29 protein-coding genes are annotated in these 25690 nt (G+C 57.3%); 9 read left to right on the top strand and 20 right to left on the bottom strand.

Translation table 11 applies throughout. The features are described from left to right. Window positions 1-283 precede the first annotated feature (283 nt). Complete coding sequence (gene alaA / locus ACLH1I_RS01095) at window positions 284-1501, top strand: alanine transaminase AlaA (RefSeq protein ID WP_198079925.1); 1218 nt, start codon at window positions 284-286, stop codon at window positions 1499-1501. Window positions 1502-1582: 81 nt separating this feature from the next. Next, the gene (gene yfbR, locus ACLH1I_RS01090; RefSeq protein WP_004201749.1) at window positions 1583-2182 is read left to right on the top strand and encodes a 5'-deoxynucleotidase; all 600 of its coding nucleotides are present in this window, start codon (window positions 1583-1585) and stop codon (window positions 2180-2182) included. A 45-nt stretch (window positions 2183-2227) separates the two neighbouring features. Here yfbR and ACLH1I_RS01085 read toward each other — a convergent pair whose 3' ends face one another. The 4 genes from ACLH1I_RS01085 to yfbV form a co-directional block, all read right to left on the bottom strand. Continuing rightward, on the bottom strand, window positions 2228-4060 hold the full coding sequence (locus ACLH1I_RS01085) for an SLC13 family permease (protein WP_004201750.1): 1833 nt from the start codon (window positions 4058-4060) through the stop codon (window positions 2228-2230). Window positions 4061-4136: 76 nt separating this feature from the next. Next, window positions 4137-4796: a sugar phosphatase gene (locus tag ACLH1I_RS01080; RefSeq protein ID WP_004201751.1), complete on the bottom strand. Its 660-nt coding sequence runs from the start codon at window positions 4794-4796 to the stop codon at window positions 4137-4139. A gap of 11 nt (window positions 4797-4807) precedes the next feature. Next, window positions 4808-5302, bottom strand: coding sequence for a YfbU family protein (locus ACLH1I_RS01075; RefSeq protein WP_004201754.1), 495 nt, complete (start codon window positions 5300-5302; stop codon window positions 4808-4810). Between the two features lie 87 nt (window positions 5303-5389). Next, window positions 5390-5845, bottom strand: coding sequence for a terminus macrodomain insulation protein YfbV (gene yfbV / locus ACLH1I_RS01070; protein WP_002913194.1), 456 nt, complete (start codon window positions 5843-5845; stop codon window positions 5390-5392). 338 nt (window positions 5846-6183) lie between these two features. Between yfbV and ackA the strand changes: the two genes are divergently transcribed. Then, window positions 6184-7386 (top strand): acetate kinase, encoded by a 1203-nt coding sequence (gene ackA, locus ACLH1I_RS01065; RefSeq protein WP_004201756.1) that lies wholly within the window; start codon window positions 6184-6186, stop codon window positions 7384-7386. A 190-nt stretch (window positions 7387-7576) separates the two neighbouring features. Then, window positions 7577-9724: a phosphate acetyltransferase gene (gene pta / locus ACLH1I_RS01060; protein ID WP_004201759.1), complete on the top strand. Its 2148-nt coding sequence runs from the start codon at window positions 7577-7579 to the stop codon at window positions 9722-9724. Window positions 9725-9813: 89 nt separating this feature from the next. Here the strand turns inward: pta and yfcD are convergent, their stop codons facing one another. The 3 genes from yfcD to yfcF are packed head-to-tail and all read right to left on the bottom strand — an operon-like array spanning window position 9814 to window position 11675. Next, the gene (yfcD, locus tag ACLH1I_RS01055; protein ID WP_002913197.1) at window positions 9814-10365 is read right to left on the bottom strand and encodes an NUDIX hydrolase YfcD; all 552 of its coding nucleotides are present in this window, start codon (window positions 10363-10365) and stop codon (window positions 9814-9816) included. A 57-nt stretch (window positions 10366-10422) separates the two neighbouring features. Then, entirely contained in the window at window positions 10423-10974 is a 552-nt protein-coding gene (gene yfcE, locus ACLH1I_RS01050; RefSeq protein WP_048325233.1) for a phosphodiesterase, read from the bottom strand. Between the two features lie 56 nt (window positions 10975-11030). Further along, complete coding sequence (yfcF, locus tag ACLH1I_RS01045) at window positions 11031-11675, bottom strand: glutathione transferase (RefSeq protein ID WP_004201762.1); 645 nt, start codon at window positions 11673-11675, stop codon at window positions 11031-11033. A 169-nt stretch (window positions 11676-11844) separates the two neighbouring features. Here yfcF and yfcG point away from each other — a divergent pair, with 169 nt between their 5' ends. The 3 genes from yfcG (at window position 11845) to ACLH1I_RS01030 (ending at window position 13814) form a co-directional block, all read left to right on the top strand. Next, entirely contained in the window at window positions 11845-12474 is a 630-nt protein-coding gene (gene yfcG, locus ACLH1I_RS01040) for a GSH-dependent disulfide bond oxidoreductase (protein WP_004201763.1), read from the top strand. A gap of 65 nt (window positions 12475-12539) precedes the next feature. Further along, a complete protein-coding gene (folX, locus tag ACLH1I_RS01035; protein WP_002913200.1) occupies window positions 12540-12902 on the top strand; it encodes a dihydroneopterin triphosphate 2'-epimerase in 363 nt (120 codons plus the stop codon). A gap of 18 nt (window positions 12903-12920) precedes the next feature. Next, the gene (locus tag ACLH1I_RS01030) at window positions 12921-13814 is read left to right on the top strand and encodes a TIGR01777 family oxidoreductase (RefSeq protein WP_004201764.1); all 894 of its coding nucleotides are present in this window, start codon (window positions 12921-12923) and stop codon (window positions 13812-13814) included. Here the strand turns inward: ACLH1I_RS01030 and ACLH1I_RS01025 are convergent. After that, window positions 13794-13910, bottom strand: a complete 117-nt coding sequence (locus ACLH1I_RS01025) for a hypothetical protein (RefSeq protein ID WP_048295250.1) — start codon at window positions 13908-13910, stop codon at window positions 13794-13796. The genes ACLH1I_RS01030 and ACLH1I_RS01025 overlap by 21 nt on opposite strands. Before the next feature lie 119 nt (window positions 13911-14029). Between ACLH1I_RS01025 and ACLH1I_RS01020 the strand changes: the two genes are divergently transcribed. Next, window positions 14030-14557 carry a GNAT family N-acetyltransferase gene (locus ACLH1I_RS01020; protein WP_017899517.1) on the top strand — a complete coding sequence of 176 codons (528 nt, stop codon included), beginning with the start codon at window positions 14030-14032 and terminating at the stop codon, window positions 14555-14557. A 5-nt stretch (window positions 14558-14562) separates the two neighbouring features. Here the strand turns inward: ACLH1I_RS01020 and hisP are convergent, their stop codons facing one another. From hisP to argT, 5 genes are all read right to left on the bottom strand, one after another. Beyond that, a complete protein-coding gene (gene hisP / locus ACLH1I_RS01015) occupies window positions 14563-15336 on the bottom strand; it encodes a histidine ABC transporter ATP-binding protein HisP (RefSeq protein ID WP_198079923.1) in 774 nt (257 codons plus the stop codon). A gap of 7 nt (window positions 15337-15343) precedes the next feature. Then, window positions 15344-16060 (bottom strand): histidine ABC transporter permease HisM, encoded by a 717-nt coding sequence (hisM, locus tag ACLH1I_RS01010; protein ID WP_002913207.1) that lies wholly within the window; start codon window positions 16058-16060, stop codon window positions 15344-15346. Next, window positions 16057-16743 (bottom strand): histidine ABC transporter permease HisQ, encoded by a 687-nt coding sequence (locus tag ACLH1I_RS01005; protein ID WP_004201769.1) that lies wholly within the window; start codon window positions 16741-16743, stop codon window positions 16057-16059. The genes hisM and ACLH1I_RS01005 overlap by 4 nt, the downstream gene beginning before the upstream one ends. A 66-nt stretch (window positions 16744-16809) precedes the next feature. Beyond that, entirely contained in the window at window positions 16810-17592 is a 783-nt protein-coding gene (gene hisJ, locus ACLH1I_RS01000; RefSeq protein ID WP_002913209.1) for a histidine ABC transporter substrate-binding protein HisJ, read from the bottom strand. A gap of 267 nt (window positions 17593-17859) precedes the next feature. Continuing rightward, window positions 17860-18642 (bottom strand): lysine/arginine/ornithine ABC transporter substrate-binding protein ArgT, encoded by a 783-nt coding sequence (gene argT / locus ACLH1I_RS00995; protein WP_004180753.1) that lies wholly within the window; start codon window positions 18640-18642, stop codon window positions 17860-17862. A gap of 40 nt (window positions 18643-18682) precedes the next feature. Between argT and ACLH1I_RS00990 the strand changes: the two genes are divergently transcribed. Further along, window positions 18683-18844: a hypothetical protein gene (locus tag ACLH1I_RS00990; RefSeq protein WP_004140952.1), complete on the top strand. Its 162-nt coding sequence runs from the start codon at window positions 18683-18685 to the stop codon at window positions 18842-18844. A gap of 65 nt (window positions 18845-18909) precedes the next feature. Here ACLH1I_RS00990 and ACLH1I_RS00985 read toward each other — a convergent pair whose 3' ends face one another. The 7 genes from ACLH1I_RS00985 to ACLH1I_RS00955 form a co-directional block, all read right to left on the bottom strand. Further along, on the bottom strand, window positions 18910-19494 hold the full coding sequence (locus ACLH1I_RS00985) for a UbiX family flavin prenyltransferase (protein ID WP_004180755.1): 585 nt from the start codon (window positions 19492-19494) through the stop codon (window positions 18910-18912). 137 nt (window positions 19495-19631) lie between these two features. Beyond that, on the bottom strand, window positions 19632-21149 hold the full coding sequence (purF, locus tag ACLH1I_RS00980) for an amidophosphoribosyltransferase (protein ID WP_004180758.1): 1518 nt from the start codon (window positions 21147-21149) through the stop codon (window positions 19632-19634). A gap of 33 nt (window positions 21150-21182) precedes the next feature. Next, a complete protein-coding gene (gene cvpA / locus ACLH1I_RS00975) occupies window positions 21183-21671 on the bottom strand; it encodes a colicin V production protein (protein ID WP_002913214.1) in 489 nt (162 codons plus the stop codon). A gap of 217 nt (window positions 21672-21888) precedes the next feature. Further along, window positions 21889-22575, bottom strand: a complete 687-nt coding sequence (gene dedD / locus ACLH1I_RS00970) for a cell division protein DedD (RefSeq protein WP_004201770.1) — start codon at window positions 22573-22575, stop codon at window positions 21889-21891. After that, complete coding sequence (gene folC / locus ACLH1I_RS00965) at window positions 22565-23833, bottom strand: bifunctional tetrahydrofolate synthase/dihydrofolate synthase (protein ID WP_017899514.1); 1269 nt, start codon at window positions 23831-23833, stop codon at window positions 22565-22567. Before folC ends, dedD begins: the two co-directional genes overlap by 11 nt. Before the next feature lie 75 nt (window positions 23834-23908). Continuing rightward, a complete protein-coding gene (gene accD, locus ACLH1I_RS00960) occupies window positions 23909-24829 on the bottom strand; it encodes an acetyl-CoA carboxylase, carboxyltransferase subunit beta (RefSeq protein ID WP_004201773.1) in 921 nt (306 codons plus the stop codon). Window positions 24830-25014: 185 nt separating this feature from the next. Further along, window positions 25015-25674, bottom strand: coding sequence for a DedA family protein (locus ACLH1I_RS00955; protein WP_002913221.1), 660 nt, complete (start codon window positions 25672-25674; stop codon window positions 25015-25017). Window positions 25675-25690 lie beyond the last annotated feature (16 nt).

The raw sequence follows: 25690 nt of genomic DNA, 5'->3' as shown, positions 1-25690 counted from the left end.
TAGCCGCCCCCCATTCTCCAGCGCCCCGTTTACCTAACCAACAAACCAGATAAATGATGGTAAAAAAGGCACTACATCAACATAGACGACCGAAAAAATGCCATGAAAAGGCATAAACCATAGGAAAAACCAGCAACCAACAGATAAATCAATTACGCTTAAAATCCTGCATTAGCAAAATCTTCTCCTGCAAAGCCTTCAAAACAGCGGGGAGGCGGAGTACATTGTTCCGTGCTGACTTCCACGGCAGGGAGTGGCGATAACAGCTAAAAGGTCAAGATTCATGTCCCCCATCGAAAAATCCAGCAAGTTAGAGAACGTCTGTTATGACATCCGCGGACCGGTTCTGAAAGAAGCGAAACGTCTTGAAGAAGAAGGCAATAAGGTTCTGAAACTGAACATCGGCAACCCGGCGCCCTTCGGCTTCGAGGCCCCTGACGAGATCCTCGTCGACGTCATCCGCAATCTGCCTACCGCCCAGGGATACTGCGATTCGAAAGGATTGTACTCGGCGCGTAAAGCTATCATGCAGCATTACCAGGCGCGGGGAATGCGCGATGTCACCGTGGAAGATATTTACATCGGCAACGGCGTGTCCGAGCTGATTGTGCAGGCGATGCAGGCGCTGTTAAACAGTGGCGATGAGATGCTGGTTCCCGCTCCGGACTACCCGCTGTGGACGGCGGCGGTGTCTCTTTCCAGTGGTAAAGCGGTGCACTATCTGTGTGACGAATCCTCTGACTGGTTTCCGGATCTTGACGATATCCGCGCCAAAATCACGCCTCGCACCCGCGGGATCGTGATCATCAACCCCAACAACCCCACCGGCGCGGTCTACTCCAAAGAGCTGCTGCAGGAGATCGTGGAGATCGCCCACCAGCACAACCTGATTATTTTCGCCGATGAGATCTACGACAAGATCCTCTACGACGAAGCCCAGCATCACTCGATTGCCGCTCTGGCGCCGGATCTGCTGACGGTGACCTTCAACGGACTGTCGAAAACTTACCGCGTCGCCGGCTTCCGTCAGGGCTGGATGGTGCTGAACGGCCCGAAAAAACACGCGAAAGGCTATATCGAAGGACTGGAAATGCTGGCCTCGATGCGTCTGTGCGCCAACGTGCCGGCCCAGCATGCTATCCAGACCGCGCTGGGCGGCTACCAGAGTATCAGCGAATTCATCATTCCAGGCGGGCGTCTGTATGAACAACGCAACCGCGCCTGGGAGCTGATCAACGATATTCCGGGCGTCTCCTGCATGAAGCCAAAAGGCGCGCTGTACATGTTCCCGAAAATTGACGCCAAACGCTTCAATATTCACGACGACCAGAAAATGGTGCTCGATTTCCTGCTGCAGGAGAAAGTGCTGCTGGTGCAGGGTACTGCCTTTAACTGGCCGTGGCCGGATCACGTGCGTATTGTGACCCTGCCTCGCGAAGACGACCTGGAGATGGCGATCTCCCGCTTTGGCCGCTTCCTCTCCGGCTACCATCAGCTTTAGTCGTGCTGCCGCCGGCATTTGCATCCGGCGGCGATCCCTGCGCACAATGGAACCCGATGTTGTCACTGATTAAGGGTTCCTATGAGTCAGAGTCATTTCTTTGCCCACCTCTCCCGTCTGAAACTGATTAACCGCTGGCCGCTGATGCGCAACGTGCGCACCGAAAATGTCTCCGAGCACAGCCTGCAGGTGGCGATGGTCGCCCACGCGCTGGCGGCGATTAAAAACCGCAAATTTGGCGGCCAGGTCAACCCAGAGCGTATCGCCCTGCTGGCGATGTACCACGACGCCTCCGAGGTTTTAACCGGTGATCTCCCTACCCCGGTGAAATATTTTAATTCACAGATTGCTCAGGAATATAAGGCGATTGAGAAAATCGCCCAGCAGAAGCTGGTGGATATGGTGCCCGACGAGCTGCGCGATATTTTCGAACCGCTGATTGACGAGCATCATTACAGTGAGGAAGAGCAGTCGATCGTCAAACAGGCTGACGCCCTCTGCGCCTACCTGAAATGCCTCGAAGAGCTGTCGGCGGGCAACAACGAATTTCTGCTGGCCAAAGGCCGTCTGGAAAAAACGCTGGCGTCGCGGCGCAGCGCGGAGATGGATTACTTTATGCAGGTGTTTGTCCCGAGCTTCCAGCTGTCGCTGGATGAAATCAGCCAGGATTCGCCGCTGTAATTTTTCAGGCCGGGCAGCGGTCGCCCCCTACCCGGCCTGCATATCTTAAAACGGGAAGAGCACCGGGATCAGCAGAACGCAGACCACCATCACCAGCACGGTAAAGGGCACGCCGATTTTGACAAAATCGCTAAATGAGTACTTACCCGGGCCAAGCACCAGAGTATTAACCGGCGAAGAGACCGGGGTCATAAACGCCGCCGAAGCCGCCATCGCCACCACCATGGCAAAGGGATAAGGCGACACACCCATCGACTTCGCCGCCGCCAGGGCAATAGGCGCCATCAGCACCGCGGTGGCCGTGTTAGAGATAAACAGGCCTATCGCCGCGCACATCACAAACAGGCAGCCGAGCATCAGATAAGGCCCCTCGCCTCCGGCGACGTCCATTAGTCCCTTAACCACCAGATCCACCCCACCGGTTTTCTGCAACGCCAGGGCGAACGGCATCATCCCGACAATCAGAATGATGCTCGGCCAGTGGATCGCCTTGTAGGCGCTTTCGGCGTTGATACAGCGGAATTTGCCCATCAGCAGACAGGCGATGATCGCGGCGATGGGGTTGGGGATTTCATCCGTCAGCATCAGGGCCACCATCAGCACCAGACAGAAAATCGCGTGCGGAGCCTGGCTGTGGGCCGGCGAAGCGTCATCAACCTCAACCGGCATATTGAGCACCACGAAATCCCGGCCGCGCTTCGCCAGCAGAGCAATTTGCCGCCAGTTGCCGACCACCAGCAGAATATCGCCGAGCTGCAGCGGCTCATCGACCACGGAACCATCCATCGCTTTGCCATCGCGCTTCATGCCGACGATATTGAGACCAAACCGGGTGCGGAAGGCTATCTCACGCACCGTTTTGCCTATCATCTCTGAATCCGGGATCAGCGCCACCTCCGCCATCCCCACATCCAGCGCCTGATCGGCAAAATACTCCCCGCGCAACACCATCGGCTCGAGCATTTGCTCGCCGCAGAACTGGCGCAAGTCGACATCGGAGGCAGACATATCGATCAGCAGGACGTCGCGGGCGCGAAATTCCGAGACCCCATTGACGTTAACAATCACCCGGCGGAACCGCCGCCAGCGCTCAACGCCGATGACGTTGGCACAGTAGCGCTCACGCAGCTTTAAATCATCCAGCCGCTGACCGATCATCGGCGAACCGGGTCGGATCGCCAGCCGGCGAGCGCGGCCGGTGAGGTGATATTCGCGGATCAAATCGCGAAAGGTACTTCTTTTTCGCCCATCGCGCGCGGAATCGCCATTATCCGTCTTCAGCATAAAGCGCACCGCCAGCATATAGACGATGCCCAGGATCAGCACCACCAGGCCAATCGGCGTGACGCTGAAAAAACTGAAGCCGTGCAGTCCTTCGCGCAGCAGTTCACTGTTGACCACCAGGTTGGGCGGTGTCGCCACCAGGGTCATCATCCCGCTGATAAGCCCGGCGAAGCTCAGCGGCATCATCAGCCGCGAGGGTGAGGTATTCATCCGCGCCGAGACGCTAAGGACCACCGGAATGAAAATGGCGACCACGCCGGTGGAGCTCATAAACGCGCCCAACCCGGCGACGGTGAGCATCAGGTAGATCAGCATTTTGGTTTCGCTGTTGCCTGCCACGCTCACCAGCCAGGCGCCCATCTTGGTGGCCACCCCGGTACGCACCAGGCCGTCGCCGATAATAAACAGGGCGGCAATCAGGATCACGTTAGGATCGCTGAACCCGGAAAAAGCTTCAGTCAGCGTCAGCGTGCCGCTGAGGACAAAGGCGACAATGACCATCAGGGCGATAGCATCCATGCGCACCTTACCGGTAGCAAACAGCACAACCGCTATGGCCAGGAGGGATAAAACCCAAATCAATTCACCGTTCACAACGTTTCCTTGTCACAAGTGGGAGTCGACATAGTGGCATAAAAAAGCCCCGACGACGCGGGGCGAAATCATGGGTTTATGCTTTAAGACGCACATTTACCACGCCGTCAGTCTGGCGTTCAACCACCAGATCTTCCAGGCTGCTCAGCACGAGGTCGGCTTCATCCCGACGGGGGGCATCGGCGGGCACGTTGACCGCGATAGTGCGACAGCCGGCCGCCAGTCCGGAGAGGAGCCCCGCCGGCGCATCTTCCACCACCGCGCACTCCCCGGCAGGCAGACCCAGCCGCTCGGCGCCCAGCAGATAGGCGTCCGGCGCCGGCTTGCCGTGCTTCACCTGCTCAGCGGTGACAAACACCTCCGGCATCGGCAGGCCCGCCGCGCGGTGACGCGCATGGGCAACCGGAATCGAGCCGGAGGTGACAATCGCCCATGGGATCCCGGCCTCATTGAGCGTATTCAGCAGGGCTAACGCCCCCGGTAGGGCGACGATGCCTTCGATATCAGTGGCTTCCATCTGCTCGAGATAACGGAATTCGGCCTGGATATCCTCCTCGCTGCGACCCGGCATAAAATGGCGAATGGAGGTAATGGCCTGCTTGCCGTGAATAAAACTGAGAATTTCATCATGGTCAATGGCGAAACGATCCCCCCATTTGCACCATGAACGCTCCACCACCGGCAAGGAATCCACCAGCGTCCCGTCTAAATCGAACAGGAAACCTTTACACTGCACGGGCACCTCCCTCAGGCATTGATGATTTGGTTAATTTCGTTACTGCTCAGATGATACTGGCGTGGGCAGGCGTGCCAGACGCTCAGCATCCGCTGATATTTCTCCCACATCGGGGTCTGCGAGTTAAAGCCATGGGTGCCGGCGTCAAAGTGGCTGTAACGGCCTTCAACGTTGACCATAAAGCGCACGTAGCCGAGAAAACGCGCTTCGGTGGCGGCATCAAATCCGAGGAAGGTGACCCGACGCTCGTCGATACCCGCCGCATCTTTCAGGTTGGTCCAGGAGACGTGTAGCGCGTGGTACATCTCCATGATGTCGATTACGGTACGGCAGGTTTCTTCCGTCAGCTGGCCGAACTCGCGGTCCAGTTCACGCATCTGCAGCCCATACCCACGCTCAATGATGGTTTGCAGACGACGGTAGCGCTCCGCATTGTCCGGGTCGAGCATCGTCATCATCTTGTACTGATTGGATAAAATCAGACGCTGCGCATTGGTCATTTCCATGTTGTGACTCCTGTAGCACGGTAGGGCGTGAAATAAAGAAGGCGCATAAATCATGCGCCTTCTTTTATATGCGTTTTCCGTAGTGAATTACAAATCATCAAGGAAAGTTTTATCGAGTTGTTTGAAGGCGCGCTTAAGCGTGTCAGCCAACGCCTGATAATCGGGCTTGCCTTCGACAGGCGCCAGCGCCTGCCCCGCCTCCTGCAGTTTGCCGCGTACTTCGTAGAACCAGTTAAGAATGGAAGGCGGCAGCGGCGTCACTGAACGTTTACCCAACCACCATAACCCCTGCATCGGCAGGCTCAGTGCAAACAGCGCAGTGGCCACGGCGGGCCCCAGCTGGCCGCCCAGCGCTATCTGCCAGCAGAGGGTGAAAATGGCGATCGGCGGCATGATGCGGATGGCGTAGCGGGTGGCACGAATGATGCGGTTTTCAATAAATACCGGCGCGAGGCGCTTGTCGAGAGGCCAGGTCTTCGCGTAGTGCTGCCCGCGGTTGAACAAGCTAAAGAAGCTAACGGGGCGTTTCTCAGGGGTCGACATGGCTTTACCTCAACTTTACATATAAAACTTAAAAAATTCGTGCAAAAAACCAACTATGCATGACATCGTTCAAAAGATTTTGGCAAAGGATGCCGCAATCAGGTATCCTGTGCCCGCCTGAAAGGGCGGATAGACTCTTTTGCCAGGCTAGTCAAATTATCGCATATTCTGCCATTGGCTGAAAATTATGCAAAATGGCATAAAATCAAATGTACTTATCTCATCGTGCCTGAAAACAGAACAAGGCATGATGTTAATCATAAATGTCGAGGTCATCCTGCGCTACGCTAATGACACACTGACGTTTTTTTAGCCACGTATCATAAAAAGGTACTTCCATGTCGAGTAAGTTAGTACTGGTTCTGAACTGCGGTAGCTCCTCTCTGAAATTTGCTATCCTTGACGCCGTTAACGGCGACGAATACCTGTCCGGTTTAGCGGAATGCTTCCACCTGCCAGAAGCCCGTATCAAATGGAAAATTGACGGCGGCAAACAAGAAGCCGAATTAGGCGCGGGCGCCGCGCACAGCGAAGCACTGAACTTTATCGTTAACACTATTCTGGCACAAAAACCAGAACTGTCTGCTCAGCTGACCGCAATTGGCCACCGTATCGTCCACGGCGGTGAAAAATACACCAGCTCCGTCGTCATCGACGAGTCCGTGATTCAGGGCATTAAAGACGCGGCGTCCTTCGCACCGCTGCACAACCCGGCACATCTGATCGGCATCGCTGAAGCGCTGAAATCCTTCCCGCACCTGAAAGACAAAAACGTGGCAGTATTCGATACGGCGTTCCACCAGACCATGCCGGAAGAATCCTATCTCTACGCCCTGCCGTACAGCCTGTACAAAGAGCACGGCGTTCGTCGTTACGGCGCACACGGCACCAGCCACTTCTACGTGACTCAGGAAGCCGCTAAGATCCTGAACAAGCCGGTTGAAGAGCTGAACATCATCACCTGCCACCTTGGCAACGGTGGTTCGGTTTCCGCTATTCGTAACGGCAAATGCGTTGACACCTCCATGGGTCTGACCCCGCTGGAAGGCCTGGTGATGGGTACCCGCTCCGGCGATATCGATCCGGCCATCATCTTCCATCTGCACGACACCCTGGGCATGAGCGTTGACGCCATCAACAAAATGCTGACCAAAGAGTCCGGCCTGCTGGGCCTGACCGAAGTCACCAGCGACTGCCGCTACGTAGAAGACAACTACCAGGAAAAAGCCGACGCTAAACGCGCGATGGACGTCTACTGCCACCGCCTGGCGAAATACATCGGCTCCTACACCGCGCTGATGGACGGCCGTCTCGACGCCGTGGTCTTCACCGGTGGCATCGGTGAAAACGCCGCGATGGTGCGTGAGCTGTCGCTGGGCAAACTGGGCGTACTGGGCTTCGAAGTTGACCATGAGCGTAACCTGGCTGCCCGCTTCGGCAAGTCTGGCTTCATCAACAAAGAAGGCACCCGTCCTGCCGTGGTTATCCCGACCAACGAAGAGCTGGTCATCGCGCAAGACGCCAGCCGTCTGACCGCATAATTCCACACCGCCAGCCCTGACCCGCAATACTTCGCGCTGCAGGAAGGCGGCGACACAGCAGATCCCCGGCGCATACGCGACCGGGGTGAGCAAGTAGAGCCAACGCACGTGCAACGTGGAGTATGACGGGTCGCTGGTGGTGCTGTTTTGTATCCCGCCTGATACTGGCGGTAACGAAAGAGGATATACCGTGTCCCGTACTATCATGTTAATTCCTACCGGTACCAGCGTAGGTCTGACCAGCGTCAGCCTCGGTGTGATCCGCGCTATGGAACGCAAAGGCGTTCGTCTGAGCGTCTTTAAACCTATCGCCCAGCCGCGCTCCGGCGGCGATGCCCCGGACCAGACCACCACCATCGTTCGCGCCAGCTCCTCCACCACCACCGCTGCTGAACCGCTGAAGATGAACCACGTTGAATCTCTGCTCTCCAGCAATCAGAAAGATGTGCTGATGGAAGAGATCATCGCCAACTATCACGCGAACACCCAGGACGCGGAAGTGGTGCTGGTGGAAGGCCTGGTGCCGACCCGTAAGCATCAGTTCGCTCAGGCGCTGAACTTTGAAATCGCCAAAACCCTGAACGCGGAAATCGTCTTCGTCATGTCGCAAGGTACCGATACGCCAGAACAGCTGAACGAGCGTATTGAACTGACCCGCAACAGCTTTGGCGGCGCGAAAAACACCAGCATCACCGGCGTTATCATCAACAAACTGAACGCGCCGGTCGACGAGCAGGGCCGTACCCGTCCTGATCTGTCGGAAATTTTCGACGACTCATCCAAAGCGAAAGTCGTGAAGATCGACCCGGCTCAGCTGCAAAAAGGCAGCGCGCTGCCGGTGCTGGGCGCCGTACCGTGGAGCTTCGATCTGATCGCCACCCGCGCGATCGACATGGCCCATCACCTGAATGCGACCATCATCAACGAAGGCGATATCAACACCCGCCGCGTGAAATCCGTGACCTTCTGCGCGCGCAGCATCCCGCACATGCTGGAGCACTTCCGCGCAGGTTCGCTGCTGGTTACTTCCGCAGATCGTCCTGACGTGCTGGTTGCCGCCTGCCTGGCAGCGATGAACGGCGTGGAAATCGGCGCCATCCTGCTGACCGGCGGCTATGAAATGGACGCGCGCATCAGCAAGCTGTGCGAACGCGCCTTCGCCACCGGCCTGCCGGTGTTTATGGTCAACACCAACACCTGGCAGACCTCCCTGAGCCTGCAGAGCTTCAACCTCGAAGTGCCGGTTGACGATCACGAGCGCATTGAGAAAGTTCAGGAATACGTTGCCAACTACATCAACGCCGACTGGATCGAATCGCTGACCGCGACCTCCGAGCGCAGCCGTCGTCTCTCTCCGCCAGCCTTCCGCTACCAGCTGACCGAGCTGGCGCGCAAAGCCGGCAAACGCGTCGTTCTGCCGGAAGGCGACGAGCCGCGTACCGTGAAAGCCGCAGCCATCTGCGCCGAACGCGGGATCGCCACCTGTGTGCTGCTGGGCAACCCGGATGAGATTAACCGTGTTGCAGCAGCGCAGGGCGTTGAGCTGGGCGCCGGTATCGAAATCGTCGACCCGGAAGTGGTGCGCGAAAGCTACGTGGCTCGCCTGGTCGAACTGCGTAAGAACAAGGGCATGACCGAAGCCGTCGCCCGCGAGCAGCTGGAAGATAACGTGGTTCTCGGCACCCTGATGCTGGAACAAGACGAAGTCGATGGCCTGGTGTCCGGCGCGGTACACACCACCGCCAACACCATTCGTCCGCCGCTGCAGCTGATCAAAACCGCACCGGGCAGCTCGCTGGTCTCTTCCGTGTTCTTCATGCTGCTGCCGGAACAAGTTTATGTTTACGGCGACTGCGCGATCAACCCGGATCCGACCGCAGAGCAGCTGGCGGAAATCGCGATTCAGTCCGCTGACTCCGCGATTGCCTTCGGCATCGAACCGCGCGTGGCGATGCTCTCCTACTCCACCGGTACTTCCGGCGCGGGTAGCGATGTAGAAAAAGTCCGCGAAGCGACCCGTCTGGCGCAGGAAAAACGTCCTGACCTGATGATCGACGGCCCGCTGCAGTATGACGCCGCGGTGATGGCTGACGTCGCGAAATCCAAAGCGCCGAACTCGCCGGTAGCTGGCCGCGCGACCGTGTTCATCTTCCCGGATCTGAACACCGGTAACACCACTTACAAAGCGGTACAGCGCTCTGCCGACCTGATCTCCATCGGGCCGATGCTGCAGGGTATGCGCAAGCCGGTCAACGATCTGTCTCGTGGCGCGCTGGTTGACGATATCGTCTACACTATCGCACTGACCGCGATCCAGTCAGCTCAGCAGCAGAAGTAATCGCCCGCTGAGAGAAAGCAAAAGGCAGCCAGATGGCTGCCTTTTTTTGTCAGGAGGCGAACAGCAGTTGCTGCCACGCGTTAGCGCGTTTATTCGCGCTCGCTCTCTTCCGCGTCATCATACTCGTTGCCGGCGTTACGGGTCATCCACAGCGCCAGCGCTTTCAGCGAGTCGGGCGTGAACTCATCGCAGCGGGCGGTGATCTCTTCCGGCGTTAACCAGCACACCTCGCTCACCTCCTCTTCCTGCAGGGCAAACGGCCCATGGGAGACGCAGCTGAACAGGCTTCCCCAGACGCGGCAGAATTTATCTTCGTAGTAGAACTGGCCGTGATCGGCAAACGGCACCCCGGCGATGCCTAACTCCTCTTCCGCCTCGCGACGGGCCGACTCCAGCAACTGCTCATCAGCCTGCACGACGCCGCCGGCGGTGGCATCCAGCATGCCCGGATGAAAGTCTTTTGTCTCGGTGCGTCGCTGCACCAGAATTTTCCCCATTCCGTCGTGAACGACGATATAGGTCGCCCGGTGGCGCAGGCACTGCGCGCGCATCTGCTCGCGGCTGGACTGTGCTATCACCTCATTGTTTTCATTAACAATATCGACCCATTCTGTGCTTGCCAAATGATTCTGTTCCGCCATCAGGAAACCTTACTTTAAAAGCGCTCTTGCGGCGCGTCTTTATGATTGAGGGCTAAATTACGGGTAAATTGCGACCTCTGCAATAACCTGATTATCATTGAGTGCTAAAACCTGCAGACGCCCCTCATCCAGTAGCCCATAGCTGGCGGAATATCCCCCTTTTGGGATACTCACTGAGCCTGGATTAAACAGAGAGAACGCCCCGCGTTTTTCAGCAACCGGAATATGAGTATGGCCATACGCCAGGACATCGCCAGCGGCAAGTGGTGGCAAATTGTCCGGGCTATAAAGATGACCGTGGGTCAGAAACAAGCGGTAGCCTTCGCCAAGCACCTGCTGCCAGGGCGCGGTCATGGGAAAACGAAGCAGCATTTGATCCACTTCGCTGTCGCAGTTACCGCGAACCGCAATGATGCGCTCCGCCACGCTGTTCAGCCGCTCGGCCACCTCCGCCGGCGCATAGCCTTCCGGCAGCGCGTTGCGTGGCCCGTGATTAAGCACATCGCCGAGGATGATCAGCCACCTGGCGCTACTTTGCGCGAACCGCTCAAGCACGCGTTCCGTCGCAGGTAGCGAACCATGAATATCGGAGGCAAACATCAGCTTCATAGGTTCCATCTCCACTGGTTACGATGCCTCTATGATAGCGGAAGCGCGGCGGGTTATCAGCCTCCGCGTTTGGCGGAAAGCGCCGCGTAACGCTGGATTGAGGCCCGCTGCCACTGGAAAGTCGCATAATCCGCCAGCGCCTCCGGCACCTCATCGCCATTAAGAACCAGACGATTGAGCATCAGCGCCAGGTCGGCATCGGCAATAGACCATTCGCCGAATAAATTTTGCCCGCCGTGAGCCAGCAGCGTGGTAGCGGTGGCAAACAGTTTTTCCGCCGACCGCTTGCCTGCCTCGCTGAGCGCCGGCATTTTCACCCCGCCAAACACCACGGCGGTGGATCGCTCTTCACGAATGGGCACCAGATCGCTGCGTAGCCAGGCCTGGATCTGCCGGGCGCGGGCCCGCTTTTGCAGATCGTGTGGATAAAGGCGCTCCCACTCAGGCGGCGCGAAACGCTCATCGAGATATTCGGTAATCGCCGAAGACTCGCTCAGCGCGAAATCGTCAACCTCCAGCAGCGGTACGCGACGGGTGGCGGTATAGCCCGTCCAGCCGGCCTGCAGATGTTCGCCGCTGCCCAGGTCGATGGTTTTAAGGCTAAAAGGCAGGCTCTTTTCCTGCAGCGCGACATAAACAGACATCACGTACGGTGAGAAAAAATCGGCATCGGACCACAGGGTAATCACAGGCTGGCTCATAACTTCCTCAGGTTTGGTAGACAGGGCAATAAACCAACATAGCCTGTCTTACCGGCGATGTCACTGCTCGTCCGCTGCGTGGCTGGCGCCCCGCTCGCGGATTTTTTCCCGGGTCGCGCAGCTTCACCTATACTCGATCAGTTTGCGACCCACGACGGCGGGAAATATTATGATCGATCTCTACTATGCACCCACCCCAAACGGCCACAAAATCACCCTGTTTCTCGAAGAGGCGCAGCTGGCCTATCGGCTAATTCGGGTCGATATTGGCAAAGGGGAGCAGTTTCATCCGCAGTTTCTGGCGATTTCGCCGAATAACAAAATTCCAGCTATCGTCGACCACATGCCTGCCGACGGCGGCGCGCCGTTGAGCGTCTTCGAGTCCGGCGCCATCCTGCTCTATCTGGCGGAAAAAAGCGGCAAGCTGCTGAGCGGGGAGCTGCGGGCGCGCTATACCACCCTGCAGTGGCTGTTCTGGCAGGTCGGCGGCCTGGGGCCGATGCTGGGGCAAAATCAGCATTTTTCCCACTCAGCGCCGCAAACCGTGCCCTACGCGATTGAGCGTTTTCAGGTGGAAACCCAGCGACTCTATGGGGTACTGAATCATCGCCTGGGATCCAGCCCGTGGCTGGGCGGGGACCACTACAGCATCGCCGACATCGCCGCCTGGCCCTGGGTGAACTGCCATGTCCGCCAGCGGATCGATCTGGCGAACTATCCGGCGGTGCATAACTGGTATGAGCGCATTAAGCAGCGGCCGGCGACGGTGGAAGCGATGCTAAAAATTCAGCCTTATTAACCCCCTGCTCGCCCGTCGCGCTTTGTTGTATGATTGCAGGACTTAAACCACGGAGGAAGCCTGCAATGTCTCAACCAGACGCCATTATTCGTATTAAGAACCTGCGCCTGCGTACTTTTATTGGTATTAAAGAGGAAGAGATCGCCAACCGCCAGGACGTGGTAGTGAATGTGGCCATTCACTACCCTGCCGATAAAGCGCGCGACAGCGAGGACATTAATGATGCGTTGAACTACCGCACCATTACCAAACGCATCATTAGCCATCTTGAGAATGGTCGTTTCTCGCTGCTGGAAAAATTAACTCAGGATGTGCTGAATATCGCATGCGAACATCACTGGGTCACATATGCTGAAGTGGAGATCGATAAACTTCACGCGCTGCGCTATGCCGACTCGGTATCCATGACCATGAGCTGGCGGCGCTAACCATGTCAGGGAGGTGGTATGAAGATCCTGCTTACTGGTGGTACCGGCCTGATTGGCCGACATCTGATACCCAGACTGCTGGAGCTTGGGCATAGCGTCACGGTCTCCACCCGACATCCGGATACCGCCCGCGCCCGTCTCGATCCGCGCGTCACGCTGTGGCGCGATTTCGAGGGCCATCACCACCTCAATGACATTGATGCCGTCATCAATCTGGCGGGCGAGCCCATCGCCGATAAACGCTGGACCGCCGAGCAGAAACAGCGCTTATGCCATAGTCGCTGGGATCTCACTCAGCGGCTGGTGGGCTTGTTCCACGCCAGCGATACTCCTCCCTCCGTGCTGATCAGCGGGTCAGCCACCGGCTATTACGGCGACCTCGGCGAAGTGGTGGTGACAGAAGAAGAGCCGCCGCACAATGAGTTTACCCATAAGCTCTGCGCCCGCTGGGAGCAAATTGCCTGCGAAGCGCAAAGCGAGCGCACCCGCGTCTGTCTGCTGCGCACCGGCGTGGTACTGGCGCCGCGGGGCGGTATTCTTGGCAAAATGACCCCGGCCTTTAAGCTCGGCCTCGGTGGGCCTATCGGCAGCGGCAGACAGTACCTGGCCTGGATCCATATCGACGATATGGTTAACGGCATTCTGTGGCTGCTGGATAACGATCTGCGCGGCCCATTCAATATGGTTTCGCCCTATCCCGTGCATAACGAGCAGTTCGCCCACGCGCTGGGGCATGCGCTCAATCGACCGGCGATTTTCCGCGTTCCCGCCGCCGCCATCCGCCTGCTGATGGGCGAATCCGCTGTGCTGGTGCTCGGCGGCCAGCGCGCGCTGCCTAAGCGACTGGAAGCCGCCGGCTTCGCCTTCCGCTGGTACGATCTCGACGAAGCGCTAAAGGATGTGCTGAGTTAATGGCTGACACAGGGGAGCATTGGCTCTCCTGATTCCATTCTGCTGGCTCATGCTCCACGCCTGGATGGCCTCAGCCTGGCGCTGCAGCATCGCCATATCCCGGACAACCAGCGCCCTGAAGCGCCTGAGTTCATCGCCAGCCGGCCGGTTCGCCGGTGTTACCTGGCGAAGCAAAGTGCTAAGGTAGGCCTTTTCTTCTTCGAATTGACTGCTTTATGACGACCATCACCACGCCTCGCCTTTCGCTTACCCGCTTTGTTACCGATGACTGGCCCTTTTTTCTGCGCCTGCGCCAGGATCCGCAGGTGATGCGTTTTATGGGCGAAGTGTTAAGCGAGGAGGCGTTGCGCAGCGTGTTCGCCAGTCGCTGCGCCGATCCCGGCGTGTATGTTCTGCGTAATAAGCGCGGCGATGCGCTGGGCGATATTGGGCTTCGCATCAGCCCTAAAAATCCGCACGAGGCCGACGTCGGCTATGCGCTGCTGCCCGAGGCTCAGGGAAAAGGCTATGCCAGCGAAGCGCTGCGGGCGATCTGCGATTATGGTTTCAGCACGCTGGGGGTACAGGCCATCAATGCCTGGGTGTTGGGAGAGAATCGTGGATCATCGCGCCTGCTGGAGAAGCAAGGCTTTGTGCGCACGCAGGTGCTGGAGAAAGCCTATCATCTGAACGGCGTCGATTACGATGACTGGATTTACCGGCTGGAGCGTGAATCCCACCCGGCGCCCGCAGACGCCGGGTAAGCCGTTTATTTCAACGAACCTTTCAGAAACTGCTGCAGGCGCGGGCTTTTCGGCGCGCCGAACAGCGCGTCCGGATGCCCTTCCTCTTCGATTTTTCCCTGATGCAGGAAAATGACATGCGAAGAGACGTGGCGGGCAAAGCCCATTTCGTGGGTCACCACCACCATGGTTTTCCCCTCTTCCGCCAACTGCTGCATGATGCGTAACACTTCGCCCACCAGCTCCGGATCCAGCGCGGAGGTCGGCTCATCGAACAGCAGCACTTCCGGCTCCATCGCCAGCGCGCGGGCAATAGAGACACGCTGCTGCTGGCCGCCGGAAAGATGCACCGGGTATTTCGCCTGCTGACGTTCGTCTATCCCGACCTTGACCAGGTATTTTACCGCCCGTTCGCGCGCTTCCTGTTTGCTTAAGCCCAGCACCTGAATCGGCGCCTCCATGACGTTCTCCAGCACCGTCATATGGCTCCACAGATTGAAATGCTGAAACACCATGGTCAACCGGGTGCGCAGCAGGCGCAGCTGGTTCTTGTCGGCCACCTTCAGCTGACCGTCTTTATCCCGTACCAGGCCAATATTCTGGCCGCTGACGACGATCGTGCCTTCGCTCGGTTTTTCAAGGAAGTTAATACAGCGTAAAAAGGTACTTTTCCCGGAACCCGATGAACCGATGATACTGATAACGTCCCCGGCTTTCGCCTGCAGCGAGACGCCCTTCAGCACCTCGTGTTCCCCATAGCGTTTATGCAGATCGATAACGTTTAATTTATTGTCGGACATGGCGTTCTCAATGCGTCGAAGAAGGTTTGATATGCTGCAACCAACGCTTTTCCGCTTTGCGGAACAAGCTAATCAGCACATACGAGATAATTAAATAGAGCACCGCGGCGATGCCAAAGGCGGTGAACGGCTGATAGGTGGCCGAGTTGATATCGCGGGCGATTTTCAGCAGATCCGGCACCGTAGCGGTAAACGCCAGCGCCGTCGAGTGCAGCATCAGGATCACTTCGTTACTGTAGGCCGGCAGCGCAATCCGCAGCGCGGAAGGCAGGATGATGCAGCGGTACAGTTTGACCGAAGAGAAGCCGTAGGCCCGCGCCGCTTCAATTTCGCCCGCCGGTACCGAGCGGATCGCGCCGGCGAAAATTTCGGTGGTATAAGCGCAGGTGTTCAGGGTCAGCGCCAGCACCGTACAGTTTAGCCCGCTGCGGAAAAAGGCGTTCAGCAGTTCAGTGCCTTTGACGATTTCCAGGGTGTACATACCGGAGTAAAAGACCAACAGCTGCACATACAGCGGCGTGCCGCGAAATATGTAAGTAAACAGCCAGATGGGAAACTGGATGAACTTATTGCTCGAAACGCGGCCGATTGCCAGAAAGACCGCCAGGATGCCCCCCATGACCACCGAAGAGATCAGCAACCATAAGGTAATCGCCACGCCGGTAAAGCGATAGCCGTCGGTCCACAGCAGGGATTTCCAATATTCCTGAATAATTTCAATCACAGGTCAGCCCTCTTGACGCCAACGGTATAGCGGCGTTCGAGCAGCAGCAGTACGCCATTAGAAAGGGTGGTAAATACCAGATAAATCAGGCCGCAGACGATGGCGAAGTAGAACGGCTGCCAGGTGCTTTTGCCCGCCAGCTGCGTGGCTTTGACCACATCCTCCAGCCCCAGCAGCGAGACCAGCGCCGTCGCCTTGAGGATAACCTGCCAGTTGTTGCCGATCCCCGGCAGCGCGTAGCGCATCATCGCCGGGAACAGGATGCGCCGGAACGTCTGCCCGCCGCTGAAGCCAAAGGCGGTGGCCGCTTCGATATGCCCCTTCGGCACCGCCAGGTAGGCGCCGCGGAAGGTTTCCGTAAAATAGGCGCCATAGATAAAGCCAAGGGTAATAATCCCGGCGATCATCGGGTCAATATCAAACTGCGCCATGCCCAGCGCGTCGGTAACGCTGTTAAGCGCAATCTGCAGGCCGTAGAAAATCAACAGCATCAGCACCAGGTCGGGGACGCCGCGGATCAGTGTGGTATAGCCTTCAAATACCAGCGCCAGAGGACGATTGCTCGATAGCTTTGCGCCAGCGCCCGCCAGCCCAATCAGGACGGCGAGAACGACCGAGCTGAGCGCAAGCTCCAGGGTGACAAGCGCACCCTGCAAAATAACCTGTGAAAACCCATACAGCATGCTGCCTACCCTGTCTGTCATCCACCATTGCGCGTGAATCGGACGCGCAATGGTGAGGCGTGAGAATTATTCGCCGTATACGTTAAAATCGAAATATTTTTTCGCCAGCTTGTCGTAGGTGCCGTCCTTACGCATCTCTGCAAACGCTTTATTCAGCGCTTCGCGCAGTTCGTTGTCTTCCTTACGCAGCCCCATACCGGTGCCGACGCCGAACAGCTTTTCGTCCTTAATCGACGGACCGCCAAACTGATAATCTTTACCGATAGGCTGTTTCAGGAACCCTTCGCTGGCCGCGACCTCATCCTGGAAAGCGGCGTCAATACGGCCGGCGGTCAGGTCGGAATAGATATTGTCCTGCCCCTGATAGGAGACAATTTCGATACCTTTCGGCGCCCAGTGCTCATTACCGTAAGTTTCCTGCGTCGTACCCTGCAGCACGCCCACGCGCTTACCCTTCAGGGTGGCAAGATCCGGCGTCACGGGACTGCCCTTTTTCACCACCAGACGCGAATCAGCCGCATACAGTTTGTCGGTGAAAGCGATTTCCTGCTGACGCTTTTCGGTAATCGACAGCGAAGACATAATCGCGTCGATTTTCTTCGCTTTTAAAGAGGGGATCAGCGCATCCAGCGGGTTTTCCACAAAGGTACATTGGGTATTAATACGCTTACACAGCTCTTTTGCCAGATCGATATCAAAACCCACCAATTCCCCCTGCGCATTCTTCGATTCGAAGGGAGCATAAGTCGGATCGGTACCGATACGAATTTTTTGCGGAATAGCGGCAAAGACCGTGGAAACGCTGGAAAGGGCCAGCGCTAAAGAGAGAGACAACGCCAGTTTTTTCATAACTATCCTCGACAGACTGTCATTCTAACGGGTTTATTAGAACTATTAACACCAGTTATCGTGCCATTATTCGCCCCTTGAGGGCAAAGATTTATGCACCAGAAAGGCCATTTTTTTGCATCACAAACGCTTAACTATGCATTTTTTAGCCACAAAAGCGCCTGCCTTTGCACTAAAATGATCCACAGCGTCTGACGATGCACCTTTTCAGGGCTTTTACACGAGCATGGCGGCAGGCCCACCCGATAGCGCGGGCCTGCGGCAGTCTTAGTCGCCGTAGACGTTAAAATCGAAGTATTTCTTCGCCATTTTGTCGTAGGTGCCGTCTTTGCGCATCTCGCCCAGCGCTTTATCAAACGCGGCTTTCAGCTCGGCGTCGTCCTTACGCAGGCCGATACCGGTGCCGTCGCCAAAGTACTTTTTGTCTTTAACGGACGGGCCGGCAAAGGCGAAATCTTTCCCGGCAGGCTGCTTCAGGAAGCCTTCGCTGGCGGCGACTTCATCCTGCAGCGCCGCATCCAGACGACCAGCGGAGAGGTCGGAATAGATCAGGTCCTGGTTCTGATATGCCACCACGTCAACGCCCTGGCTGCGCCAGCGATCGTTAGCATAGGCTTCCTGCGTGGAGCCCTGCAGCACGCCGACGTGCTTACCTTTCAGCGCCTCCAGCGTCGGCTGGATCGGCGAGCCTTTGGCCGCGATCAGCCGGGAGTCGGCGGCATAAAGCTTGTCAGAGAAGGCGATCTCTTGCTGGCGCTTCTCGGTGATGGAGAGCGAGGAGATGATGGCGTCAATTTTCTTCGCCTTGAGGGAGGGGATCAGGGAGTCAAAATCACTGCCGACCCAGGTACATTTCACCTTAATACGGGAGCACAGTTCATTGCCTAAATCGATATCAAAGCCAACAAAGTCCCCTTTCGCGTCTTTCGACGAAAAGGGCGCATAGGTCGCGTCAGTGCCAATGCGAATGCTCTGCGGCAGAGCAGCAAACACACTGGCCGTGCTGCTCATTCCCACGAGTAAAGAGAGAGCCAGAATCGTCTTCTTCATACAGTACCCTTAAGTGTCGTGATGTGGTGCGTTGCTTGTTATGGTGATTGCCGATCAATCCTGCAGTTTTTGTGCCATCTTCCCGGTGCGTGCCGGGAACAGGGTTAAATTTGTTAAAATAAAGTTGCAGGATTGTCTTAAAAGGGAAGATACCAGCATTACTGGCGAAACCGCAGCGCCTGAGCGCAAAAAGACGAAATAAATGTCGAGGATTTGATCGGGACGACAAATTTGCACCAGCGCAGCGCAAGCGTACATTTCACGCACCTATTTGGTGCAATCCTGTGACCCTTGCCAGCGCGTAAATAAGTCTTGTTCCAGGCTAATGTCGAACTGATCGAGTACCCGGTTGACGGTCTGGTTGATAACATCATCCAGGCTTTGCGGCCGATGGTAGAAGGCCGGCACCGGCGGCATAATCACCGCCCCCAGCTCCGCAGCCTGCACCAGCAGTCGCAGATGGCCAAGATGGAACGGAGTCTCCCGCACGCAGAGCACCAGCGGACGACGCTCCTTCAGCACCACATCCGCCGCCCGCGTCAGCAGACCATCCGTGTAGCTATGGACAATACCCGAGAGCGTTTTCATTGAGCAGGGTAAAATCACCATCCCGGCGGTTTTAAACGAGCCGGAGGAGATACTGGCGGCGATGTCGCGGGCATCATGCACCACATCAGCCAGCGCCTGCACTTCACGCACGGTAAAGTCGGTCTCCATCGCCAGCGTCTGGCGCGCCGCCTGACTGAGGATCAGATGGGTTTCAATATCTGGCACATCCCGCAGCACCTGCAGCATCCGCACGCCATAGATGGCGCCGCTGGCGCCGGAAATGCCAATAATCAGTCGTTTCACGTTCTGTTACCCCTTGCGCGTCGTGCCGCAGACTTTGCCGGATTATAGCCGTTGGCGCAACCATTGACGCACCGTTGCCGGGCGAAAAAAAGGCCCGCCGTCCATCAGGAACGGCGGGCCCGCGACGCGTGAACGGCTTAACCCTCGTTGTGCATCTCGAGGTTTTCGACTTCGTTCTGCAGCTGAACCGCTTTGGCATCATCGTTACGCAGGGAATCGAGGTAGTCGAGGTACTGCTGGTCGACATCCCGGGTGACGTACACGCCGTTGAACACAGAACATTCAAACTGCTGAATATCCGGATTTTCCGCGCGCACCGCCTCGATCAGATCGTTGAGATCCTGGAAAATCAGGCCATCGGCGCCGATGATCTGGCGGATCTCATCCACTTCGCGGCCATGAGCGATAAGTTCGTTGGCGGTCGGCATATCGATACCGTACACGTTCGGGAAACGAATTTCCGGCGCGGCTGAGGCCAGATACACTTTTTTCGCCCCTGCTTCGCGCGCCATCTCGATGATCTGCTCCGAGGTGGTGCCGCGAACGATGGAATCGTCCACCAGCAGCACGTTCTTATCGCGGAACTCCGCACGGTTGGCGTTGAGCTTGCGGCGCACAGACTTACGACGCAGCTGCTGGCCAGGCATGATAAATGTGCGGCCGACGTAGCGGTTCTTCACGAAGCCCTGTCGATAAGGCTTGTCGAGGATGCGGGCGATCTCCAGCGCGATATCGCAGGAGGTCTCCGGGATCGGGATAACGACGTCAATATCCAGATCTTCCCACTCGCGGGCAATCTTCTCGCCCAGCTTGGTCCCCATATTAACGCGGGCGCTGTAGACGGAAATTTTGTCGATAAACGAGTCCGGACGGGCAAAATAGACGTACTCGAACAGGCACGGGTTGCTGACCGGGTTATCGGCGCACTGACGGGTAAACAGCTGGCCCTTCTCGGTAATATAAACCGCTTCGCCCGGCGCCACATCGCGCAGGAATTCAAAGCCAAGGGTGTCAAGCGCCACGCTTTCCGAGGCCACCATATACTCGGTGCGGCCATCGCCTACGTCACGTTTGCCCAGCACCAGCGGACGAATGCCGTTCGGGTCGCGGAAGGCCACCATGCCATGACCGATGATCATCGCCACGCAAGCGTACGCGCCGCGGATCAAGCGGTTGGTCGCCGCAATCGCGGCAAAGATGTTATCCGCTTCCAGTGGGTAGTGACGGAAGTTATCCAGCTCACTGGCGAAAATATTGAGGAGGATTTCGGAATCTGAGGTGGTATTGATGTGGCGGCGTTTTTCTTCAAACAGCTTTTTACGCAGCTCATGGGCGTTGGTCAGGTTGCCGTTATGCGCCAACGTGATGCCATACGGCGAGTTGACGTAAAACGGCTGCGCTTCGGAGGCGCTGGAGCTGCCCGCCGTGGGGTAACGCACGTGGCCAATCCCCATATTGCCCTGCATACGCTGCATATGGCGGGCTTCGAATACGTCGCTTACCAGCCCGTTAGCCTTACGCAACCGGAAGCAGTTGTTGGCATCAATGGTGATGATGCCAGCGGCATCCTGTCCACGGTGCTGGAGCACCGTTAGCGCATCATAAATCGACTGGTTAACCGGCATAACACCGGCGATACCGACAATACCGCACATACGTCTTTTCCTCGTTCAGCAACGACCTAAAGTCTATACTTTAGGCAAGAAACTTGACGAGCTTTGCAGGTATTCAAAAAACCATCTGATGACGGGGGTAAAATAGGGAATAAACTGCGACTGATGCCAGTCATCGCTCTTCGCCATCCCGGTAAAGGTGTCAAGGAAGAACAGAATAGCGGCGATGATCAGCACCCCACGTAGCGCGCCGAAGCAGATCCCCAATACCCTGTCGGTACCTGACAAACCGGTTTTCTCCACCAGCTGGCCTATCACATAGTTCACGATAGCGCCAACGATGAGCGTCACGATAAACAGCGCCGCAATAGCAATCCCATTTCGAACCCGTTCATCCTCAAAGCCCGTAAACCAGACAGACAGATCAGCGTAGTAGTGGCTGGCGACATAAAACGCGCAACCCCACGTGACTAACGATAAAGCTTCGCGAACGAAGCCGCGGATCAGGCTGACCAGGCAAGAAAGACCCAGCACCGCCATAATGGCGTAATCAATCCAGACCATATACGTCCCACGATTTTACGCCCTGTCGTCCAGTTCGGGGCGCATTCTAACAGAAAAAGAAAACGTTTGCGTAGGGATTTCCTTGCCCTACAGAAATAAAAATGGCGCTGAAAAAACATTCAACGCCAGACTGTCTTTCGCCTCTTCAGGGCGGCTGAGACAGGGTTTACGGGGCGTTTAGCCCCGCCGCGTTCTTTCCGCATCGCGGAAAAAACAATCAGTTCGGGGTGAAGCCCATCACTACCCCGCTGAGCCCGGAGATCTGTTGCAGATCGCCCAGCTGGCCCTTGAGCTTGTCTTTTGACGCATCCGGCCCGACGAGGATACGGGTAATTTTACCCTGTACCGGCGTCGAAGGCGACGTATACACTTTGAAGCCCGACGCCCGCAGTTTACCAACGATCTCGTTCACCTTATCGGCGTTCTTCAACGCGCCCAGCTGAACCACATAGGCTTTGCCGGTCGGCGCCGGCAGGGCCGCCTGCTGCTGCGGTTGTTGCTGCTGTGGCTTAGCAGGCGGTGGCGTTGGCGTCGCGGCCTGCTGTTGCGGCTGCGGCTTCGGCTGAGGTTTAGGCTGGGGTTTCGCGGCCACTACCGGCTCCTGAACGTCATCGAAGCTGTTGCTGTTCACCGGGATACGCGACGGATCTAACGATGGCGCGGCGGCATCGCCCGCCCGCACCTCTTCCGCCGCCCCTTCCGGCGGCTGCGAAGGCAGCGCCTGAGTCGCCGCCGGCAGCATATCCGGTTCATCACGATCGCCCGGTTTCGGCACCAGCGGGATCGCGGCAAACTCATCCTGGTAATGCTTTTTCTGCCCGTCCAGCAGCCCTGGCAGGATAATCACCCCCAGCGCCACCAGCACGATTGTCCCGACTAAACGGTTCTGAAACTTACTCGCCACCGATTCTCCCCGCGTCTATCTCTTCCATAACCTGTGCGACCGTGTGAAACGAACCACACACCAGCACGGTATCTTCCACTTTAGCGTCAGCCATGGCCGCATGCCACGCCTGCGCCACGCTGCTATAGACTGTGCCGCCACGCAAATGTTCCACCAGCTGCTCCGCCGTCGCCCCGCGCGGCCCTTCCAGCGGCGCGCAGTACCAGGCGTCGACTTCCGGGGCCAGATTGGCCAACGTGCCGGCAATGTCCTTATCATGCAGCATACCAATAACCGCCAGCACGCGTCCCGTTTTCGCTAACGTTTTGAGACGCCCGGCGAGATAAGCCGCCGCGTGCGGGTTATGCGCCACATCGAGGATCACCCGCGGGGCGTCGCTGATTATCTGAAAGCGTCCCGGCAGCATCGCGTCGCGGATCCCCGCGCGCAGGATAGCGTCATCCACGGCAAGTCCGCTGGCGCGCAGCGCCGCCACGGCCGTGGCGGCGTTAGGCAACGGCACCTGAGGCAGAGGCAGGCGGCTTAACGCCCCGCCCGCGTCGCGGAAAGACCATGTCTCGCCTTCCACCTCATAGCGCCAGTCGACGCCGCGGCGCTGGAGCAGGGCGCCCTTCTCGCTCGCCACTTCAGCAATGGTGTGCGGCATATCCGGCTCCCCTACTACCGCCGGTTTTCCGGCACGGAAGATACCGGCTTTCTCCCGGCCGATACTTTCGCGATCCGGTCCCAGCCAGTCGGTATGATCGAGAGCGATGCTGGTAACCACGGCGACATCGGCATCCACGATATTAGTGGCGTCGAGACGGCCGCCGAGCCCCACCTCCAGGATCACCACGTCCAGCTGCGCCTGCTTAAACAACCATAGCGCAGAGAGCGTGCCGTACTCAAAGTAGGTCAGCGAGATGTCGCCCCGCGCCGCTTCAATCTCCGCAAACGAGGCCGTATGCGCCGCCTCCGGCAGTTCCGCTCCCTGAATGCGCACGCGTTCGGTGTAACGCACCAGATGCGGAGAGCTGTAGACCCCCACTTTATAGCCGGCCGCCATCAGGACGGTTTCCAGCGTGCGGCAGGTGGTGCCTTTGCCATTGGTACCCGCGACCGTAAAGACGAACGGCGCCGGTTTCACGATATCCATCTGCCGCGCGACCTCGCTGACGCGCGCCAGCCCCAGGTCGATGGTTTTACTGTGCAGATGTTCCAGATAAGAAAGCCACGTAGCCAGGGGCGACGTGGCCTGAGGAATAGGATCTTTTTCCATGATGCCCGCAAGAATTGACGGTTAACGAGTATGAATAAAAAAGGGCAGCGCCGCCAGGCCCTGCCCTCTGCTTTATCAGGCCTCGGGTTCCTGATCCGGTGCCGGCGGCACCACCACGCCTTCATGAGGCGTTTCCGAAGCGGCAACCGGCGCCGGCAGGTTCATCAGCTTCGCCAGAATGCTGGCCAGCTTGAGACGCATTTCCGGACGGCGAACGATCATATCGATCGCCCCTTTTTCAATCAGGAACTCACTGCGCTGGAATCCCGGCGGCAGCTTCTCACGTACGGTCTGCTCAATGACGCGAGGACCGGCAAAGCCGATCAGCGCTTTCGGCTCGGCAATGTTCAGGTCACCCAGCATCGCAAAGCTCGCCGATACGCCGCCCATGGTCGGGTCGGTCAGCACAGAGATGTACGGTAATCCGCGCTCCTGCATTTTCGCCAGCGCCGCGGAGGTTTTCGCCATCTGCATCAGCGACATCAGCGCTTCCTGCATACGGGCGCCACCGGAGGCGGAGAAGCAGATCAGCGGGCAGTTATCTTCCAGCGCCTGCTCCACCGCGCGCACAAAGCGTGCGCCAACGACGGAACCCATCGATCCCCCCATAAAGGAGAATTCAAAGGCGGCGGCCACAACCGGCATCGCGTAGAGCGTACCTTTCATTACCACCAGCGCGTCTTTCTCGCCCGTCTCTTTTTGAGCGGACGCCAGGCGGTCTTTGTATTTTTTTGAATCGCGGAACTTCAGCACATCTTTTGGCTCAAGTTCGCTACCCAGTTCCACCAGAGAACCTTCATCCAACAGGCTATGCAGGCGATTACGCGCCGACATGCGCATATGGTGATCGCACTTAGGACAAACCTCCAGGTTGCGCTCCAGCTCGGCGCGGTAGAGTACCTGACCGCAGCTGTCGCACTTGGTCCATACACCCTCAGGAATGCTCGCCTTGCGGGTGGGAGTGATGTTGCTTTTAATTCGTTCAATCCAGCTCATTGATAACCTTTCTGCCTGAACCTGGTCGATGCCAGTTTTGTCGTAAGGGGCGCATAATGCCATTTTTGCCTCTTACAGACCATGAATGTTGCACATTAAATCATATCATCCCGGAACATGGGATAAAAAAGTGGTCAAACCGCTGCGCGTGACGCTCTGCACCGTCACGCGCAACACAGGCTAAACTACTTCGCCTGCTTCGCCGCCGCCCGCTTATGGCGAATAATCTCAATCACGCCCGGCAGGACGGAAAGCACGATGATCGCCACGATCAGCAGCTTAAGGTTCTCCTGCACCACCGGCAGATCGCCAAACAGATAGCCGGCGTAGGTGAACAGCAGCACCCACAGCAGCGCCCCGACGACGTTATAGGCCGCAAAATGACGATAGGACATATGCCCCATTCCCGCCACAAACGGCGCGAAGGTTCGGACTATCGGCACAAAGCGCGCGAGGATAATGGTTTTTCCGCCGTGACGTTCGTAGAAGCTATGGGTTTTATCCAGATAGCTGCGACGGAAAATCTTCGAGTTCGGATTGCTGAACAGCTTTTCGCCGAACAGCCGGCCAATGGTGTAGTTGACCGCATCGCCGACGATAGCCGCGATAACCATCAGCAATACCATCAGATGGACATTAAGATCGTTGGTGGGCAGGGCCGAGAGCGCGCCCGCGACGAACAGCAGGGAATCTCCCGGCAGAAACGGCGTCACCACCAGCCCGGTTTCGCAGAACAGAATCAAAAACAGAATGGCATAAACCCAGACGCCGTACTGGGCGACCAGCTCGGCCAGGTGCACATCAATATGCAGGATGAAATCAATTAAAAAGTGAATCAAGTCCATGTTTGTCTTTACCCTT

This window comes from Klebsiella sp. 1SOBk10mer (assembly GCF_046602535.1).
Lineage (GTDB): Bacteria > Pseudomonadota > Gammaproteobacteria > Enterobacterales > Enterobacteriaceae > Klebsiella > Klebsiella quasipneumoniae.
This window is presented reverse-complemented; position numbering and strand designations above follow the sequence as displayed.